The 16,843-nt window shown below is 72.1% G+C and carries 14 protein-coding genes; 11 read left to right on the plus strand and 3 right to left on the minus strand.

Annotated features, from left to right (window positions below; all coding sequences use genetic code 11):
• Nucleotides 1-23: 23 nt before the first annotated feature.
• The 3 genes from ACZ8ZB_RS22460 to nudC all read left to right on the plus strand — a co-directional run bounded on the left by ACZ8ZB_RS22460 (nt 24) and on the right by nudC (nt 6,002).
• On the plus strand, nt 24-3,497 hold the full coding sequence (locus ACZ8ZB_RS22460; RefSeq protein ID WP_470739454.1) for a UvrD-helicase domain-containing protein: 3,474 nt from the start codon (nt 24-26) through the stop codon (nt 3,495-3,497).
• A 10-nt stretch (nt 3,498-3,507) separates the two neighbouring features.
• Entirely contained in the window at nt 3,508-4,920 is a 1,413-nt protein-coding gene (locus ACZ8ZB_RS22465; protein WP_470739455.1) for a dipeptidase, read from the plus strand.
• 137 nt (nt 4,921-5,057) lie between these two features.
• Nucleotides 5,058-6,002 carry an NAD(+) diphosphatase gene (nudC, locus tag ACZ8ZB_RS22470; protein WP_470739456.1) on the plus strand — a complete coding sequence of 315 codons (945 nt, stop codon included), beginning with the start codon at nt 5,058-5,060 and terminating at the stop codon, nt 6,000-6,002.
• A 69-nt stretch (nt 6,003-6,071) separates the two neighbouring features.
• Here nudC and ACZ8ZB_RS22475 read toward each other — a convergent pair whose 3' ends face one another.
• On the minus strand, nt 6,072-6,314 hold the full coding sequence (locus tag ACZ8ZB_RS22475) for a mycoredoxin (protein WP_389157766.1): 243 nt from the start codon (nt 6,312-6,314) through the stop codon (nt 6,072-6,074).
• Nucleotides 6,315-6,499: 185 nt separating this feature from the next.
• Between ACZ8ZB_RS22475 and ACZ8ZB_RS22480 the strand changes: the two genes are divergently transcribed.
• The 4 genes from ACZ8ZB_RS22480 to ACZ8ZB_RS22495 all read left to right on the plus strand — a co-directional run bounded on the left by ACZ8ZB_RS22480 (nt 6,500) and on the right by ACZ8ZB_RS22495 (nt 10,041).
• Nucleotides 6,500-8,707 carry an ATP-dependent DNA helicase UvrD2 gene (locus tag ACZ8ZB_RS22480; protein ID WP_470739457.1) on the plus strand — a complete coding sequence of 736 codons (2,208 nt, stop codon included), beginning with the start codon at nt 6,500-6,502 and terminating at the stop codon, nt 8,705-8,707.
• Nucleotides 8,708-8,870: 163 nt separating this feature from the next.
• On the plus strand, nt 8,871-9,185 hold the full coding sequence (locus ACZ8ZB_RS22485; protein WP_470739458.1) for a hypothetical protein: 315 nt from the start codon (nt 8,871-8,873) through the stop codon (nt 9,183-9,185).
• Between the two features lie 167 nt (nt 9,186-9,352).
• Nucleotides 9,353-9,721, plus strand: a complete 369-nt coding sequence (locus ACZ8ZB_RS22490; RefSeq protein WP_073932361.1) for a WhiB family transcriptional regulator — start codon at nt 9,353-9,355, stop codon at nt 9,719-9,721.
• On the plus strand, nt 9,718-10,041 hold the full coding sequence (locus tag ACZ8ZB_RS22495) for a hypothetical protein (RefSeq protein WP_470739459.1): 324 nt from the start codon (nt 9,718-9,720) through the stop codon (nt 10,039-10,041). The genes ACZ8ZB_RS22490 and ACZ8ZB_RS22495 overlap by 4 nt, the downstream gene beginning before the upstream one ends.
• A gap of 122 nt (nt 10,042-10,163) precedes the next feature.
• Here the strand turns inward: ACZ8ZB_RS22495 and ACZ8ZB_RS22500 are convergent, their stop codons facing one another.
• Nucleotides 10,164-11,528 carry an ABC1 kinase family protein gene (locus ACZ8ZB_RS22500; RefSeq protein ID WP_470739460.1) on the minus strand — a complete coding sequence of 455 codons (1,365 nt, stop codon included), beginning with the start codon at nt 11,526-11,528 and terminating at the stop codon, nt 10,164-10,166.
• A complete protein-coding gene (locus ACZ8ZB_RS22505) occupies nt 11,521-12,747 on the minus strand; it encodes a TOMM precursor leader peptide-binding protein (RefSeq protein ID WP_470739461.1) in 1,227 nt (408 codons plus the stop codon). Before ACZ8ZB_RS22505 ends, ACZ8ZB_RS22500 begins: the two co-directional genes overlap by 8 nt.
• A gap of 215 nt (nt 12,748-12,962) precedes the next feature.
• Here ACZ8ZB_RS22505 and ACZ8ZB_RS22510 point away from each other — a divergent pair, with 215 nt between their 5' ends.
• The 4 genes from ACZ8ZB_RS22510 to ACZ8ZB_RS22525 all read left to right on the plus strand — a co-directional run bounded on the left by ACZ8ZB_RS22510 (nt 12,963) and on the right by ACZ8ZB_RS22525 (nt 16,817).
• The gene (locus ACZ8ZB_RS22510; RefSeq protein ID WP_470739462.1) at nt 12,963-13,559 is read left to right on the plus strand and encodes a M48 metallopeptidase family protein; all 597 of its coding nucleotides are present in this window, start codon (nt 12,963-12,965) and stop codon (nt 13,557-13,559) included.
• Between the two features lie 136 nt (nt 13,560-13,695).
• Nucleotides 13,696-15,351, plus strand: a complete 1,656-nt coding sequence (locus ACZ8ZB_RS22515) for a TerD family protein (protein ID WP_470739463.1) — start codon at nt 13,696-13,698, stop codon at nt 15,349-15,351.
• Between the two features lie 12 nt (nt 15,352-15,363).
• Nucleotides 15,364-16,044: an AIM24 family protein gene (locus tag ACZ8ZB_RS22520; protein ID WP_470739464.1), complete on the plus strand. Its 681-nt coding sequence runs from the start codon at nt 15,364-15,366 to the stop codon at nt 16,042-16,044.
• Nucleotides 16,045-16,061: 17 nt separating this feature from the next.
• On the plus strand, nt 16,062-16,817 hold the full coding sequence (locus ACZ8ZB_RS22525) for an AIM24 family protein (RefSeq protein WP_470739465.1): 756 nt from the start codon (nt 16,062-16,064) through the stop codon (nt 16,815-16,817).
• Nucleotides 16,818-16,843 lie beyond the last annotated feature (26 nt).

The following is a 16,843-nucleotide window of genomic DNA, read 5'->3' on the forward strand; positions in this document are numbered from 1 at the left end:
GTGCCCACCGCTAGATTCTGCGTGTGCCCGCCCGTATCACCGATCCCGACCAGCTCAAGGAGCTCCTCGGCATCCCGTTCACCCCGGAGCAGACGGCCTGCATCACCGCGCCGCCCGCCCCGCAGGTGATCGTGGCCGGAGCCGGGTCGGGCAAGACCACGGTGATGGCGGCCCGCGTGGTGTGGCTGGTCGGCACCGGCCAGGTCGCCCCCGAACAGGTGCTCGGCCTCACCTTCACCAACAAGGCCGCCGGTGAACTCGCCGAACGCGTCCGCAAGGCGCTGATCAAGGCCGGCGTCACCGACCCCGATGCCATCGACCCGGACAACCCCCCGGGTGAGCCGGTGATCTCCACGTACCACGCCTTCGCGGGCCGCCTGCTGACCGACCACGGCCTGCGCATCGGCCTCGAACCGACCTCCAGACTGCTCGCCGACGCCACCCGCTACCAGCTCGCCGCGCGGGTCCTGCGCGAGGCTCCCGGCCTCTACCCGGCGCTCACCCGCTCCTTCCCCGACCTGGTCGGCGACCTCCTCACCCTCGACGGCGAGCTGGCCGAACACCTCGTACGGCCCGAGGACCTGCGCGCCCACGACGCCGAGCTGCTGCGCACCCTGGAGAACACCCGGCTCACCAACGCCGACCTGCGCAAGGTCCCCGAGGCGGCCGCCGCGCGGCGCGAGCTCGCCGACCTCGTGCTGCGCTACCGGGCCGCCAAACGCGAACGCGACCTGCTCGACTTCGGCGACCAGATCGCCCTGTCCGCCAGGCTCGCCGCCCTCCCCGAGGTGGGCCGCGTCCTGCGCGAAGAGTTCCGCGTGGTCCTCCTCGACGAATACCAGGACACCTCCGTCGCCCAGCGCGTGCTGCTGGCCGGACTGTTCGGCGGCGGCACCGGCCATCCCGTGACCGCCGTCGGCGACCCCTGCCAGGCGATCTACGGCTGGCGCGGCGCCTCCGTCGCCAACCTCGACGACTTCCCCGAACACTTCACCCACGCCGACGGCCGCCCCGCCACCCGCCAGTCGCTCAGCGAGAACCGCCGCAGCGGCGGCCGGCTCCTCGACCTGGCCAACGGCCTCGCCGAGCCCCTGCGCGCCATGCACGCGGGCGTGGAGGCCCTCCGCCCGGCCCCCGGCGCCGAACGCGACGGCACCGTCCGCTGTGCCCTGCTGTCCACCCACGCGGAGGAGATCGACTGGATCGCCGACTCCATCGCCCACCTCGTGAACACCGGCAAGGCGCCCGGCGAGATCGCCGTGCTGTGCCGCACGGCCGGCGACTTCGCCGAGATCCAGGGCGCCCTGGTCGCCAGGGACGTCCCGGTCGAGGTGGTCGGCCTGTCCGGGCTGCTGCACCTGCCCGAGATCGCCGACCTGGTCGCCGTCTGCGAGGTCCTCCAGGACCCCGGCGCCAACGCCTCCCTCGTACGGCTGCTGACCGGTCCGCGCTGGCGCATCGGCCCCCGCGACCTCGCCCTGCTGGGGCGGCGCGCACGACGGCTCGTCTCCCACGCGCGCGTGGACGGCGACGACGACCCCGACCGGCGGCTCGCCGAAGCCGTCGAGGGCGTCGACCCGGCCGAGGTGATCTCGCTCGCCGACGCCCTCGACACCTTCCTGGAGACGCCGCTGGACGGCAGCGGGGACGACGACGGCCTGCCCTTCTCACCGGACGCGCGGGTACGCTTCGCCCGTCTGGCCACCGAGCTGCGCGACCTCCGCCGTTCCCTCGCCGACCCCCTCATGGACGTCCTGCACCGCGTCCTCGCCGTCACCGGCCTGGAGGTCGAACTCTCCGCATCCCCGCACGCCCTGGCCGCCCGCCGGCGCGAGACCCTCTCCAACTTCCTCGACATCGCCGCGTCCTTCGCCGCCGGCGACGGCGAGGCCACCCTGCTCGCCTTCCTCGGCTTCCTGCGCACCGCCGCCCAGTACGAGAAGGGTCTCGACAACGCGCTGCCCGGCGGCGAGAACACCGTCAAGGTCCTCACCGCGCACAAGTCCAAGGGCCTCGAATGGGACGTCGTCGCCGTCCCCGGACTGGTCACCGGCACCTTCCCCAGCAGCCAGGGCCGCGAGAAGTGGACCGCGCAGGGCAAGGTGCTGCCGCACCGACTGCGCGGCGACGCCGACACCCTGCCCGACGTCGAGTCCTGGGACTCCCGCGGCCTGAAGGCCTTCCACGAGGCCATGAAGGACCACCAGCACACCGAGGAACTCCGCCTCGGCTACGTCACCTTCACCCGCCCCCGCTCCCTGCTCCTCGGCTCCGGCCACTGGTGGGGGCCCAGCCAGAAGAAACCACGCGGCCCCTCCGAATTCCTCCACGCCCTCCACGCGCACTGCGCCGCCGGGCACGGCGAGATCGAGGTGTGGGCCGAGGAGCCCGCCGGGGACGAGGAGAACCCCGCCCTGCACCGGGCCGGCGACGACCAGGTGTGGCCCCTGCCCCTCGACGCCGCCGCCCTCACCCGCCGCCGCGCGGCCGCCGACACCGTCCTCGCCCACCTCCACCGCCTCGCCACCGCCCCGGACGGTCCCACCACGGCCGTACACGACCCCGACGCCCACGACGATCCGGACTGGCCGCCACCGCCCGACGACGAAGAACCCCTCCCCGAGGAGGACCCCTTCGCGGACGCCGGCCCGGACGACTGGGACTCCTGGAGCACCGACCGCCCCACCGTCCCGCACCAGGCGACACCGCCGGAGACCGCCGCGCACCCGGGCACCGCGGAGCCGGCCCCTCCGTCGCGGTCCCGTCTCACCCCCGAGGAGGCCCGCACCGTCGCCTCCTGGGACCGCGACCTCGACGCCCTCACCGGAGAGCTCCTGCACACCCGCGCGAGCGTCACCGAGGTCCGCCTGCCCGCCTCGCTGACCGCCTCCGAGCTGCTGCGCCTGGCCGCCGACCCGGACGGCTTCGCCCAGGAACTGGCCCGTCCCATGCCCCGCCCCCCGCAGCCCGCCGCGCGCCGCGGCACCCGCTTCCACGCCTGGGTCGAGGCGCGCTTCGAGGAACTGACGCTGCCCATGCTCGACCCGGACGAGCTGCCCGGCAGCGACGCCGAGATCGCCGACGAACGCGACCTGGAAGCCCTCAAGGAGGCCTTCGAACGCACCGAGTACGCCCACCGCACCCCCCACCGCGTGGAAGCCCCCTTCCAGCTGTCGATCGCCGGCCGCGTCGTCCGCGGCCGCATCGACGCCGTCTACAGGGAGGACGACGGGGACGGGACGACGTACGAGATCGTCGACTGGAAGACCGCCCGCGGCCGCACCGCCGACCCGCTCCAGCTCGCCGTCTACCGGCTCGCCTGGGCCGAACAGCAGGGCGTCCCCCTGGAGACCGTCACCGCCGCGTTCCTGTACGTGCGCACCGGTGAGGTCGTCCGTCCCGACCCCCTGCCCGGCCGCGCGGAACTGGAGCGACTGCTGCTCGGGGAGCCGTCCGGTGAGATACCGCACTCCGAGGACACCGCCGCGGGCCGATAGGCTCGAGGACATGAGCCAGCCCGTTGACACTGCCGTCAGCGCCGTCCGTACGTACATCGCACAGCACCGCGTCGCCTTCCTCGACGACCTCACCGAGTGGCTGCGCATCCCGTCCGTCTCGGCCCAGCCCGACCACGCGCCCGACGTGCGCCACAGCGCCGACTGGCTCGCCGCCAAACTCAAGGAGACCGGCTTCCCGACCGCCGAGGTCTGGCCCACCCCCGGTGCACCGGCCGTCTACGCCGAATGGCCCTCCGCCGACCCCGGGGCGCCCACCGTGCTGGTCTACGGCCACCACGACGTGCAGCCCGCGGCCCGCGAGGACGGCTGGGACAGCGAGCCCTTCGAACCCGTCGTCCGGGACGGCCGCCTCTACGCGCGCGGTGCGGCCGACGACAAGGGCCAGGTGTTCTTCCACACCCTCGGTGTCCGGGCCCACCTCGCCGCCACCGGCCGCACCACCCCGGCCGTCCACCTGAAACTGCTGATCGAGGGCGAGGAGGAATCCGGCTCCCCGCACTTCCGCGCGCTCGTCGAACAGCACGCGGACCGGCTCGCCGCCGACGCCGTGATCGTCTCCGACACCGGCATGTGGTCCGAGGACACCCCCACCGTGTGCACCGGCATGCGCGGCCTCGCCGAGTGCGAGATCCGGCTCCACGGCCCCGACCAGGACATCCACTCCGGTTCCTTCGGGGGTGCGGTGCCCAACCCGGCCACCGCCGTCGCCCGCCTGGTGGCCGCCCTGCACGACGAGCACGCGCGCGTGGCGATCCCCGGCTTCTACGACGGCGTCGTCGAGCTCACCGACCGCGAACGCGAACTCTTCGCCGAGCTGCCCTTCGACGAGCGGCAGTGGCTGCGCGCCGCCAAGTCCCACGGCACCCGGGGCGAAGCCGGATACAGCACCCTGGAGCGCGTCTGGGCCCGGCCCACCGCCGAGGTCAACGGCATCGGCGGCGGCTACCAGGGCGCCGGCAGCAAGACGATCATCCCGTCCTCCGCCATGGTGAAGCTCTCCTTCCGGCTCGTCGCCGGCCAGGACCCGGAGCACGTGCGCGAGGCCGTCGGCGCCTGGGTGCCCGGACAGCTGCCCGACGGCATCCGCCACGAGATCTCCTTCAGCCCCGCCACGCGCCCCTGCCTGACACCGCTGGACCACCCGGCCCTGCGGTCCGTGGTCCGTGCGATGGGCCGCGCCTTCGACCGGCCCGTCCGCTTCACCCGCGAGGGCGGCTCCGGACCCGCCGCCGACCTCCAGGACGTCCTCGGCGCACCGGTGCTGTTCCTCGGCATCTCCGTCCCCTCCGACGGCTGGCACGCCCCCAACGAGAAGGTCGACCTGGATCTGCTCCTCAAGGGCGTCGAGACCAGCGCGTACCTGTGGGGCGACCTCGCCGAGCACTGGCGGCACGCCCCCTGACCCCGCACGCCGTCCGAACCGGACACCCGCGCGGGGCACACTGGAAGGGACCCGCCGCCGCGCCCCGCAGGACCCGGTCCCTCCCGCCGAACCGCCCGCCGACCCAATCCGTTTCACCGGGGGAGTTGGAAGCACCCGTGACCACCTGGACCGACCACACCGCCGACCGTCCCATCTCGCTCACCGCCCCGAGCGGCATCGACCGCGCCGCCCACCACCGGCTCGACGAGGCCTGGCTCGCCGCGGCGTGGAGCCACCCCTCGACCCGCTGCTTCGTGGTCTCCGGCGGCCAGGTCCTCATCGACGAGACGGCGGACGGGCGTACCGAACTCGTCATGACCCCGTCCTTCGAGGCCCCGCTCACCGAGGCCCACCGCTACTTCCTGGGCATCGACGACGAAGGCGTCAGCTACTTCGCCCTCCAGAAGGACTCCCTGCCCGGCCGCATGGACGACTCCGCCCGCCCGGCGGGCCTGCGCGAGGCGGGACTGCTCCTATCGCAGCGCGAGGCCGGTCTGATGGTGCACGCGGTCGCCCTGGAGAACTGGCAGCGGCTGCACCGCTTCTGCTCCCGCTGCGGAGAGCGCACCGTCATCGCCGCCGCCGGCCACATCCGCCGCTGCCCCGCCTGCGGCGCCGAGCACTACCCGCGCACCGACCCGGCGGTGATCATGGCCGTGGTCGACGACCAGGACCGCATCCTGCTCGGCCGCCAGGTCCACTGGCCCGAGGGCCGCTTCTCCACGCTCGCCGGATTCGTCGAGCCGGGGGAGTCCATCGAGCAGTCGGTGCGCCGCGAGGTCCACGAGGAGGTCGGCATCGGCGTCGGCGAGGTCGAGTACGTCGCCAGCCAGCCCTGGCCCTTCCCGTCCAGCCTCATGCTGGGCTTCACCGCCCGAGCCACCTCGACCGAGATCAACGTGGACGGCGACGAGATCCACGAGGCCCGCTGGTTCTCCCGGGACGAGCTCGGCGCCGCCTTCGAGTCCGGCGAGGTGCTCCCGCCGTACGGCATCTCGATCGCGGCCCGCCTGATCGAGCGCTGGTACGGCAAGGACCTGCCGACCCGCAACGCCTTCTGAACCGGGACACGAAGAAGCGGGGTGGTCTCCTTGTCGTTCGAGGAGACCACCCCGCTCCGTGCGGGCCGCTCAGACGCCGATCTTCTGCTTCACCTGGGCCAGCGACGGGTTGGTGAGCGTCGAACCGTCGGCGAAGAGGACCGTCGGCACCGTCTGGTTCCCGCCGTTCGCCTTCTCGACGAAGGCCGCGGACTCCGGGTCCTGCTCGATGTTGATCTCGGTGTACGCGATGCCCTCACGGTCCATCTGGCTCTTCAGCCGACGGCAGTAGCCGCACCACGTGGTGCTGTACATCGTCACAGTGCCCTGCATGCCTCTCGCGCTCCTTAGACGGCTCGGGGAAGTCCTCGTCGTGGGAGGAACGTACGTGAAAGCACGGGCATTCCCGCGAGGTGCCGTACGACTCCCGCGTGACGCCCGTCGCATTGGTACGACCGCGTGGCCCTCCCTGTGGACAACCGGCTGGCCTGTCTCCGGCGACCTGGCAGCATGGCTGTGTGACAGCAGCAACGCACTCCACTCTCTTCCCACGGGTACCGGACTCGGCCGACGCGGTGCTCGAAGGGCTCGACCCCGAGCAGCGCGCCGTCGCCACCGCCCTGCAGGGTCCGGTGTGCGTGCTGGCGGGCGCCGGCACCGGCAAGACCCGGGCGATCACCCACCGGATCGCCTACGGGGTGCGCGCGGGCGTCCTCCAGCCCTCCAGCGTGCTCGCCGTCACCTTCACCAACCGCGCCGCCGGGGAGATGCGCGGCCGGCTGCGCCAGCTCGGCGCCGTCGGTGTCCAGGCCCGCACCTTCCACTCCGCGGCGCTGCGCCAGCTCCAGTACTTCTGGCCGAAAGCGATCGGCGGCTCCCTGCCCCGGCTCGTCGACCGCAAGATCCAGCTGGTCGCCGACGCAGCCGCCGCCTGCCGCATCCGGCTCGACCGGGGCGAGCTGCGGGACGTCACCGCGGAGATCGAATGGTCCAAGGTCACCCAGACGGTTCCGGCCGACTACGCGGCCGCCGCGGCCAAGGCCGGCCGGGAGTCCCCCCGTGACCCCGCCGAGATCGCCCAGCTCTACTCCGCCTACGAGGACCTCAAGCGCGAGCGAGCCGTCATCGACTTCGAGGACGTGCTGCTGCTGACCGTCGCCGTCCTGCAGGACCGGCACGACATCGCCGAGCAGGTCCGCGCCCAGTACCAGCACTTCGTCGTCGACGAGTACCAGGACGTCAGCCCCCTCCAGCAGCGCCTGCTGGAACTGTGGCTCGGCGAGCGGGAGAACCTGTGCGTGGTCGGCGACGCCAGCCAGACGATCTATTCGTTCACGGGCGCAACCCCCGACCACCTGCTCGACTTCCGCACCCGTCATCCCGGGGCCACCGTCGTCAAGCTGGTCCGCGACTACCGCTCGACCCCCCAGGTCGTCCACCTGGCGAACGGTCTGCTCGCCCAGGCCCGTGGCCGGGCCGCCGAGCACCGGCTGGAACTGGTCTCCCAGCGCGCCGCGGGGGCCGAGCCGGTCTTCACCGAGTACACCGACGAACCGGCCGAGGCGGAGGGCGCCGCACGCCGCATCCGTGAGCTGATCGACGCGGGGGTCCCGGCGAGCGAGATCGCCGTCCTGTTCCGGACGAACGCCCAGTCCGAGACCTACGAGCAGGCCCTGGCCGATGCCGGCGTGCCCTACCAGCTGCGGGGCGCCGAGCGGTTCTTCGACCGTCCCGAGGTGCGCAAGGCCGGTATCGCCCTGCGCGGTGCGGCCCGTTTCGGCGGCAACGACCCCCTCCTCGACGACGCCCCCGACCTGCCCTCCCAGGTGCGCGCCGTGCTCTCGGGCGAGGGCTGGACGCCCCAACCGCCGGCCGGTTCCGGAGCGGTCCGGGAACGCTGGGAGTCACTGGCGGCGCTGGTGCACCTCGCCCGGGACTTCGCCGCCGCCAGACCCGGCGCCACCCTCGCCGACCTCGTAGCCGAACTCGACGAGCGGGCCGACGCCCAGCACGCCCCGACCGTGCAGGGCGTCACCCTCGCCTCGCTGCACTCGGCCAAGGGCCTGGAGTGGGACGTCGTCTTCCTGGTCGGTGTCGCCGAGGGCATGATGCCGATCACCTACGCAAAGACCGACGAGCAGATCGAGGAGGAGCGCCGCCTCCTCTATGTCGGTGTCACCCGTGCGCGTGAGCGCCTCCATCTCTCCTGGGCGCTCTCCCGTTCACCCGGCAGCCGGCCGAACCGGCGCCCCAGCCGCTTCCTGCACGGGCTGCGCCCCGGTTCGCACGCCGCCGCGGGCCGTGGCGGCGCGGTCGGCGCGGGAGGTGTGGAGCGCGGCTCGTTCGGGGCGGCGTCCGCCTCGGTCGTCCCGGGTCCGAGGCGTGGACAGCGCAGCCCCGCCCGCTGCCGGGTGTGCGGCCGCACGCTGACCGACGCGGGCGAGATGAAGCTGATGCGCTGTGAGGACTGCCCCACCGACATGGATGAGGGTCTGTACGAGCGGCTCCGTGAGTGGCGCGCCGTCCAGGCGGGGCGCAGCGGGCAGCCGGCCTTCTGCGTCTTCACCGACAAGACGCTGATGGCCATCGCCGAGACGGTCCCCGACGACGAGCACGCACTGGCCAGGATCCCGGGGGTGGGGATGCGCAAGCTGGGCCGCTACGGAGCCGATGTCCTGGCCATCTGCGCAGGCCGTGACATCGACGAGGAACGGGATCAAGACTGATCCGAACTCGTCGGAAAAATAGTTTGCGCATGCCCCGGCAATCCCCATAGGTTCTTAGGCACGGGGACCGCGGCCTTCTCCAAGGCCGTGACTCCGTGTTGTACTTGCATATCCGCGGACTGGTTCACCCCAGTCCCCTAGACGCCGAGAGGAGGCGAGTCCAGTGATCAGCATCAACACCAGCTCCGTCGTCAAACTGACCGATCGCTCGGCCGTCTCCCTGTGCATGCTCGGCGCCTCGAACCAGGGCACCGGTCTGTCCGGCGTTCGTGCCGCACGCCTGGTGTCCTCCCACGCTCCCGCGGCTCCTGCCGTCCGTGAGCGCGATGAGCGACCGACCGAGGCACTGGAAGCGGTAGTGGCACAGGCGAAGGCCTATGCCTTTGCGGCAGCCGGTGCCGGATTCCGGAAGCAGACGACGCAGCACCACCTGATGTGGGCCTTCCGTGGGCCAGAACCCTGGAGTGATCCAGCCTGATTCGATCAGGCCGGCGCCTTCAGGGCCGCGGAACCCCACCCGGGATCCGCGGCCCTTCTGTTTTCCCTCAAGCAGGGGGAGCGAAGCGCCTCGGGACAAGAAAAGAGCCCGGTACTAGCCGCCACCCGGTCAACAGGCCGGAAACGACCAGACGAGGAAGACGAACCGTGCAACTCGAAGCGCACGTCCCGTCCGTACCGCCTTCCGACACGATCCCCAAGCCCGGCTCCACGGAGGACCCGACCTTGACTCCGCTCACCGCGCTCACCGCGCTCGACGACGCCATCGAGAACCTCGGCGTGCCCGTCCCGTGCCGCTCCTACGACCCGGAGGTCTTCTTCGCCGAGTCGCCGGCGGACGTCGAGTACGCCAAGTCCCTCTGCCGCACCTGCCCGCTGATCGAGGCCTGCCTCGCCGGCGCCAAGGAGCGGCGTGAGCCCTGGGGCGTCTGGGGCGGCGAGCTGTTCGTCCAGGGAGTTGTCGTCGCCCGCAAGCGGCCGCGTGGCCGCCCGCGCAAGAACCCGGTCACGGCATGAACACCCCGGGAACGATCGACCGCCCCCTCACGCACGACCCCCAGAAGCAGGCCCCGATGATGCCGTCCACTCACGAGCCCGCAGGCTCCGCGACCGAAGACTTCACCACCAGCGGTGCGAACGACTCGCGCCAGAACAGGACCCGAGAGATGCAACTCATTCCAGAAGCCCTGGCCCGTGCGCATATGCACGAGCGACTGCGGGAGGCGCAGCGGGAGCGCCAGGCCATGGGCCTGATGACCGCTCGCCGGATGCAGCGCCGGGCCGAGCGCGCTTCCCGGCGCGCCCGCCGCGCGCTCGCGATAGCGGTCATGCAGTAACCGATCCCGCCTGAAGCGGCGGCCTCCCCGTCGGAGGAGGCCCAGCTCTTCCCTCGGGGGCCGGTCCGTGTGAACGGACCGGCCCCCGAGGTGCGTCGCGCTCGACGTACCCGTCGGGTCCGTCAGGCCTGGGCGGCCGGCTCCTCCTCCGGCTCCTCCGGGAGGAAGTTCGGCAGCCACTCCTCCAGTTCCTCCCGCAGCCGCACCGTCGCGCCCAGCTGACAGAGCACGCCGATGGTGCTCAGGGTCACCCGGTGGATCAGCAGGTAGGCCGGAGGAAGGTTGAGCTGCTTGGCCAGCCGGGAGGCGGGGGAGCGGGGATCGGCTATCCGGGCCGCCTGGCTCCGCATCCAGCCGCGGGTGAAGGTGAACTCGTCGGCCTGGGCCGGCTCGATGATCGGCAGGAGGTAGTCGAGGACGGTGTCGGGGTCGAGCTCGATCGACTCCTTGACGAAGCCTTCGGCGCAGAGCATCTCGTAGACGGCCTCCGCCTCGCCGTCCAGCGTCATGCGCAGGGCCTCGCCGATGGGCTCGGGCAGCCCGCCAGGGAGGCGGTCCACGGTGCCGAAGTCCAGTACGCCCAGGCGCCAGTCGTCCTCGCCTCGCGGACCGCCGGGCAGCAGACGGAAGTTTCCGGGATGCGGGTCGGCGTGCAGCAGACCGGTGCGGGCGGGACCGGAGAACAGGAAGCGGGCCAGAAGCTGGCCGGCCCGGTCGCGCTGTGCCTCCGTGCCGTCCGAGATGATCTCCGACAGCGGTATGCCGTCCATCCACTCGGTGATCAGCACCTGCTCGCACTGGTGGACCACATCCGGCACGACGACGTCGGGGTCGCCGTCGAACTCCTCGGCGTGGGCCCGCTGGGCCTGGGCCTCCAGGCCGTAGTCCAGCTCTTCGGAGACCCGGTCCTTCAGCTCCGTGATCAGCGGCTTGACGTCCATGCCGGGGATGAGCGGACCCAGCAGACGGGCGAAGCGGCTCAGCTGGTTCAGGTCGGACAGCAGGGCCTCGCCGGCGCCCGGGTACTGCACCTTGACCGCCACCTCACGGCCGTCGTGCCACACCGCCCGGTGCACCTGGCCGATCGAGGCCGCGGCGGACGGTCTGTCCTCGAACTCCAGGAACAGCTCCTGCCAGTCCTCGCCCAGCCGCTCCGCCAGCACCGCGTGGACGGTACGGGTGGGCATCGGCGGTGCGGCCTCCTGCAACTTGGTCAGCGCTGCCCGATAGGGACCGGCGACCTCCTCCGGCAGGGCCGACTCGAAGACCGACAAGGCCTGGCCGAACTTCATCGCGCCGCCCTTGAGCTCACCGAGCACCTTGAACAGCTGTTCGGCGGTGCGCTGCTGGAGCTCGCGGCCGACAAGCTCCGCGGACTCGCCCACGATCCGCTTGCCGAGCCCCCAGGTGGCCCGCCCGGCGAAGCCGAGCGGGAGCGCGGCCAGCCTGGCGGTCCGGGTGACCGCCTTCCGGGGAAGATCAGACATGCGCCCTCCAAGTCCCTGCCGGCCGCTTCGCGTCCGCCTCGCGGCGCCACTCCTCCGACGGCCCGTGCACGGCCATTGTCTCGTGCGACCCCCCGTTCCCGGAGGTGTGTTCTCCCTTACCTTTTTCCGGACCTCTGCGCGCGGCTCCGCACGGGCAGGCCGGGTGCGGCCGGACCGTGCGCGCATGCCAGCGCAGGGCGGGGAGGGAGACCTCCCAGCGTGCGCCGGCACTGGACGGAACCCGCCCGTCCAGGAAGGCGAGCGCGTGGGCGGCCGCCAGCCCGGCCACCGTCATGGCCAGCGTCAGGTCGCAGGCGCCCACCCGGCGCTGCCGCCCGGAGCGCCACTGGGCGGCCAGGCGCGGCCAGACCGGGTCCCGCTCCGTGCGGTCCTGCTGGAGACAGCCCGCGCAGCCCGTCTCCCCGGGCAGGACCAGCGGGCCGACCACACCGGTCCCCTCCACGACACCGGCGTGGAGGTGGGGTGTGCCCGAGGACACGAGGGTTTCGGCGGCTCTTGGATCGGGGGCGTGCACGGCGACGTCGTCCCGCGGGGCGAGGACGACCAGACCGAAGCCGGGGTCGCCTCCTTCGAGGGGGGAGCGGGCGGTCCGGCGCGGCGGGCGGTCCGGGGCGGCCCGGCGTACCGCACGGCGGGCCGCCGTGTCCCTGCGGTCGCCGAGGGCCTCGGCGGGCAACCCGCCCGGTGTGACGTCCCACGGCTCGACCCGTCCGACGTCGCGCACGTCGACCTCGCCCACCCCGGCCCCCGACAGCAGTGCCGCGAGGGAGGCGCCCACCCGGCCCGCGCCCCTCACCTGCACCCGCACACTGCGGCGCGCCGCCAGCCGGCGGAGCGGATCGCCCGGTGCGGAGGTGGTCAGGGCGAGGGACGCCAGGTCCGGACGGAGCCGGTCGAGCACCTCCGGTTTCTCCCGCAGGGCCTCGGCGGCCGGTCCGCCGCCCCGCGAGTCGTCCAGCAGCCCGGCCCGCGACAGCCGGCGCACCAGCCGGTCGACATGGCCCTCGGGCAGGTCCATGCGCCGTGACTCCTCCCGCAGGAGCTCCAGCCCGCGGGTGCCGTCGAGCAGGTCGAGGAAACTGCCCGTGGCCGTGTCCACCGGGCTCAGCGTCAACGCGTGCGCCGGTGTCACCCCGAACTGCACGGTGTGGAGATCGCGCCATCCGCGCCGAAGCGCGGGCTTGACCATCGGATGCATGACAGACCCCCGTGTGTACCGGAACGTCCCCGTTGGGTGGTCGAGCGCTTCGCGGCTCGCCCGATGTATGCCAGCATGCCGGGAGGGGCCGAAGACTGCCGAAAGTTGTCCACAGACAGTGGGGATCATCGTACAAATCCGGCGCCCGGTGGGGGATCGCCGGGGAACCGTCCCGGAGCCAAGACTTCCCCGTGCGCAGCGGGTACCGTCGGGACGTGCCCGCCGACCCACTGCACCGCGCCGGAATGTCACAGCGCAGCACGACGAGCCAGTCGACGAACGGCTCACGGGCGAGCGCGATCGAGGTCCGCAGGAGCGCCCGCCGTCGCAGGACGGTCTCCGCGTACCGCGAGGGCGATCGCACGATCGTGCTCATCCCCGCCCGGATGTCCGAGGCGGAGGAGCAGCGCTGGGTGACCGTCATGCTCGACAAACTGGCCGCGCAGGAGAGCAGGCGGACCCTCGGGGACACGGAGCTGGCCGAGCGCGCCCGGCGGCTGTCCGACCAGTACTTCGGCGGGCGGGCCAGGCCCGCTTCGGTGCGCTGGGTGACCAACCAGAACACGCGCTGGGGCTCGTGCACCCCGGCCGAGGGAAGCATCCGGCTGTCGCACCGGCTGCAGGGCATGCCCGAGTACGTCGTCGACTACGTCCTCTGCCACGAGCTGGCGCATCTGCTGGTGCCCGGGCACGGCCCGCGGTTCTGGCGGTTGCTGGAGGCGTATCCGAGGACCGAACGGGCCCGCGGTTACCTCGAAGGGGTGGTCGCGGCCGAGCGGCTGCCGCACGTGCCGGGTGCGCGTGATGCGTGAGCACCGCCCGAGGTGAACACACCGTAAGCCTGTGCACGCGTTGTGTACCGGGTTTGTACCGACTTCAGCCGGTGTCCGTGTTTGCCGTTAGCCTGGCGCGACGCACTCACATTCGGGATGGGGGACGGTCGTACGCATGGCCAGGGAATTCCAACGCGGCCACAAGGCCAGGGTCAGTGACCTCACGGCGGGGACGGATCTGTACGTAGGCGTGCAGATCTCCGGTCCGGGGCTGACCTTCGACATCAGCTGCTTCGGTCTCGACGCCGACGAACGGCTCTCCGACGACCGTTACTTCATCTTCTACAACCAGCCGAAGTCCCCCGAGGAGTCCGTTCAGCTCCTGGGCGCCCAGGCGGGCGACACCGAGTCGTTCCGCGTGACGCTGGACCGGATCCCGCAGCAGATCAGGAAGCTGTCCTTCACGGCGACCCTAGACGGTGCCGGACAGATGTCGCAGATCGGTCCCGGGTACATCCGTATCGTCGCGGGCGGCGAGGAGGTGGCCCGGTACCCGTTCAGCGGTTCGGAGTTCTCCACCGAGCGGGCCGTGATGCTGGGCGACTTCTACTTCAAGGACGTCTGGCGGTTCGCCGCCGTCGGACAGGGCTTCGACGGCGGGCTCGACGCGCTCCTGCGGAACTTCGGCGGCGAGGTGGCCGAGGACGAGCCGGCCGCCCCTCAGCAGCCGGAGACCGGCGGAGCCGTGCCCGGTTTCGCCCCGCCCGCCCAGGCCGCCGCGCCGCCCGCGTTCGGCGTACCCGGCGGAGCCGCGCCCGCCCCTGCTCCGGCCCCCGCACCCCAGCCCGTCGCGCAGGGCTTCGCGCCGCCGGCCCCCGCACCTTCCGTGCCGCCGGTGCATGCCGCGCCGACCATCGTCGCCCCCTTGCCCACCCCGCCCGGCGGTTCCCCGCTGCCGCCCCCGCCGTCGGCGCCCGCGCCCTACGGCCAGCAGCCGCCGCCGTACGGCCAGCCCGCCCCGCCGCCCCCGGGCTACGGACAGCCGCAGGCACCGCAGGTTCCCGCCCCGCCGCCCGGCTACGGACAGCCCACGCCCCCTCCGGGCTACGGCCAGCAGTCCCCGCCCGGACAGGTGCCGCACCAGCAGGTTCCGCAGGGCGCACCGCAGGGCCCCGGTGTGCTCGGCGCGCTCCAGCAGTTCAAGGAGACGCCCACAGGACAGCGCTGGACCCAGCAGAACAAGAAACTGGTCCGCGCCGACCTGGGCATCGGCGGGCAGCCCGTGCTGGCCCGGCAGGGCAGCATGGTGCTCTACCAGGGCAAGGTCGACTTCAGCTACAAGGGCGCCGGCTTCTCCGGCCGCGTCGTCGGCAACGCCACCGGTCAGGAGATGCAGCTGATGCGCTGCACCGGCCAGGGCCAGGTGTTCTTCGCCGAGAACTCCACGATGCTGCACCCGATCGAGCTCCAGGGCGACGCCGTGTGCGTCTCCGCCGAGAACGTCCTCGCCTTCGACGAGGGCCTCCAGTACGAGGTCCGCCGCATCGAGGGGCACGGCATCCCCGGCGGCGCGTTGTTCACGATGCAGTTCCAGGGGACCGGCACCATCGTCGTCAAGACCCACGGCACGCCCGTGGTGCTGCCGGTCACCCCCACCACCTTCGCCGACTGCAACGCCGTGGTCGCCTGGTCGGCCGCCTCCCAGGTGGTCGTCTCCAGTCAGGTGCGGATGCGCCGCAACTCCTACCCCGGCGACACCGGGGAGAGCGTCAACCTCCAGTTCCGGGGCGCACCAGGCAACTTCATCGTCGTCCAGCCGTACGAGATCTAAAGGGAGCCCGTCATGAACCAGCCACTCGCGGGCTATGCCCCCGCCCCCGTCACCGCCCGCATGGAGAACCACGGCAACCACATGCTGAAGGTCGCCATGCAGACCGGGAACGACCTCCTCGCGCGCGTGGGCTCGATGGTCGCCTACGAAGGGTTCGTCCAGTACGAGCCCAATCCGCCGGCCGTGCGACAGATCGCCAAGGACTGGATGACCGGTGAGGGCGCGCCGCTGATGAAGTGCTCCGGCGACGGCCTGCTCTACCTCGCCGACTACGGCGCCAACGTCGTCGTGATCAACCTCAACGGTGACGGCATCTCCGTCAACGCCACCAATCTGCTCGCCTTCGACGCCCACCTCACCTGGGGCGCGGAGCGGGTCAAGGGCCTGGCGAAGTTCGCCGGACAGGGCCTGTGGAACACCAGGATCTCCGGGCAGGGCTGGGTCGCGCTGACCTCGCGCGGCAAGCCGATCGTCGTCGACTGCGGTGGCGGCGACGACGAGACGTACGTCGACCCGGACGCCCTGGTCGCCTGGTCGCCGAACCTCAAGGTGAAGGGCAAGCGCAGCTTCCGGGCCCAGTCGCTGATCGGTCGCGGCAGCGGGGAGGCCTACCAGATGGCCTTCTCCGGTCAGGGCATCGTCGTCGTCCAGCCCAGTGAGGACAGCACCGACCGTCTCCGGGTCCGGGGCTGAGGGGGAGCAACCACACCATGCAGAGCCCGCTTTTCGCCTTCAACGACCAGCAGACCCAGGAGCGCTGGAGCCTGCAGAACCAGCAGATGCTCCGGGTCGCCCTGGAGGGCCACGAGGACGTCCTCGCCCGCAAGGGCACCATGGTCGCCTACCAGGGACTCGTCGAGTTCGACGCCGAGTTCCAGAGCAACAGCGCGTCCCGCGCGCGTGCGCAGACCGGTGAGGGACTCGACCTGATGCGCTGCCACGGGCAGGGCACCGTCTACCTCGCCAACCTCGCCCAGCGCATCCACGTCATGGAGGTGGATCACGACGGGCTGACGGTCGACAGCAGCTATGTGCTCGCGATGGACTCCTCGCTGCACCACGAGGTGATCGCCGTCGACAGCCTGTACGGCATCTCCGGCTCCGGGAAGTACCAGCTCAACATCACCGGCAACGGCAAGGTCGCCCTGATGACCTCGGGCATGCCGCTGCTGATGCAGGTGACGCCGGACAAGTACGTCAACTGCGACGCCGACGCGATCGTCGCCTGGTCCACGTCCCTGCGTGTGCAGATGCAGGCCCAGACCCACTCCTCCGGGGTGTGGCGGCGCCGCGGCAGCACCGGCGAGGGCTGGGAGCTCAGCTTCATGGGCACCGGCTTCGCGCTCGTCCAGCCCAGCGAGCTGCTGCCGCCGCAGAACGCCCAGATCGGCTCGGGTCTCGCCGCGCAGTACGGCGTGGGACAGCAGGGCGTCCGCGGCCAGAACCAGGGCAACGTCTGGAGCTGACGGGGACGGGCACAGGGGTGGGGGCG

The organism is Streptomyces sp. 12E (genome assembly GCF_055633275.1).

Bases quoted from the DNA above. Each gene is read 5' to 3' on its own strand.
- ACZ8ZB_RS22525 (WP_470739465.1), top strand. From the start codon at position 16,062: ATGCAGAGCCCGCTTTTCGCCTTCAACGACCAGCAGACCCAGGAGCGC.
- ACZ8ZB_RS22495 (WP_470739459.1), top strand. From the start codon at position 9,718: ATGAACACCCCGGGAACGATCGACCGCCCCCTCACGCACGACCCCCAG.
- ACZ8ZB_RS22465 (WP_470739455.1), top strand. From the start codon at position 3,508: ATGAGCCAGCCCGTTGACACTGCCGTCAGCGCCGTCCGTACGTACATC.
- ACZ8ZB_RS22515 (WP_470739463.1), top strand. From the start codon at position 13,696: ATGGCCAGGGAATTCCAACGCGGCCACAAGGCCAGGGTCAGTGACCTC.
- ACZ8ZB_RS22520 (WP_470739464.1), top strand. From the start codon at position 15,364: ATGAACCAGCCACTCGCGGGCTATGCCCCCGCCCCCGTCACCGCCCGC.
- ACZ8ZB_RS22475 (WP_389157766.1), bottom strand. From the start codon at position 6,314: ATGCAGGGCACTGTGACGATGTACAGCACCACGTGGTGCGGCTACTGC.
- ACZ8ZB_RS22500 (WP_470739460.1), bottom strand. From the start codon at position 11,528: ATGTCTGATCTTCCCCGGAAGGCGGTCACCCGGACCGCCAGGCTGGCC.
- ACZ8ZB_RS22505 (WP_470739461.1), bottom strand. From the start codon at position 12,747: ATGCATCCGATGGTCAAGCCCGCGCTTCGGCGCGGATGGCGCGATCTC.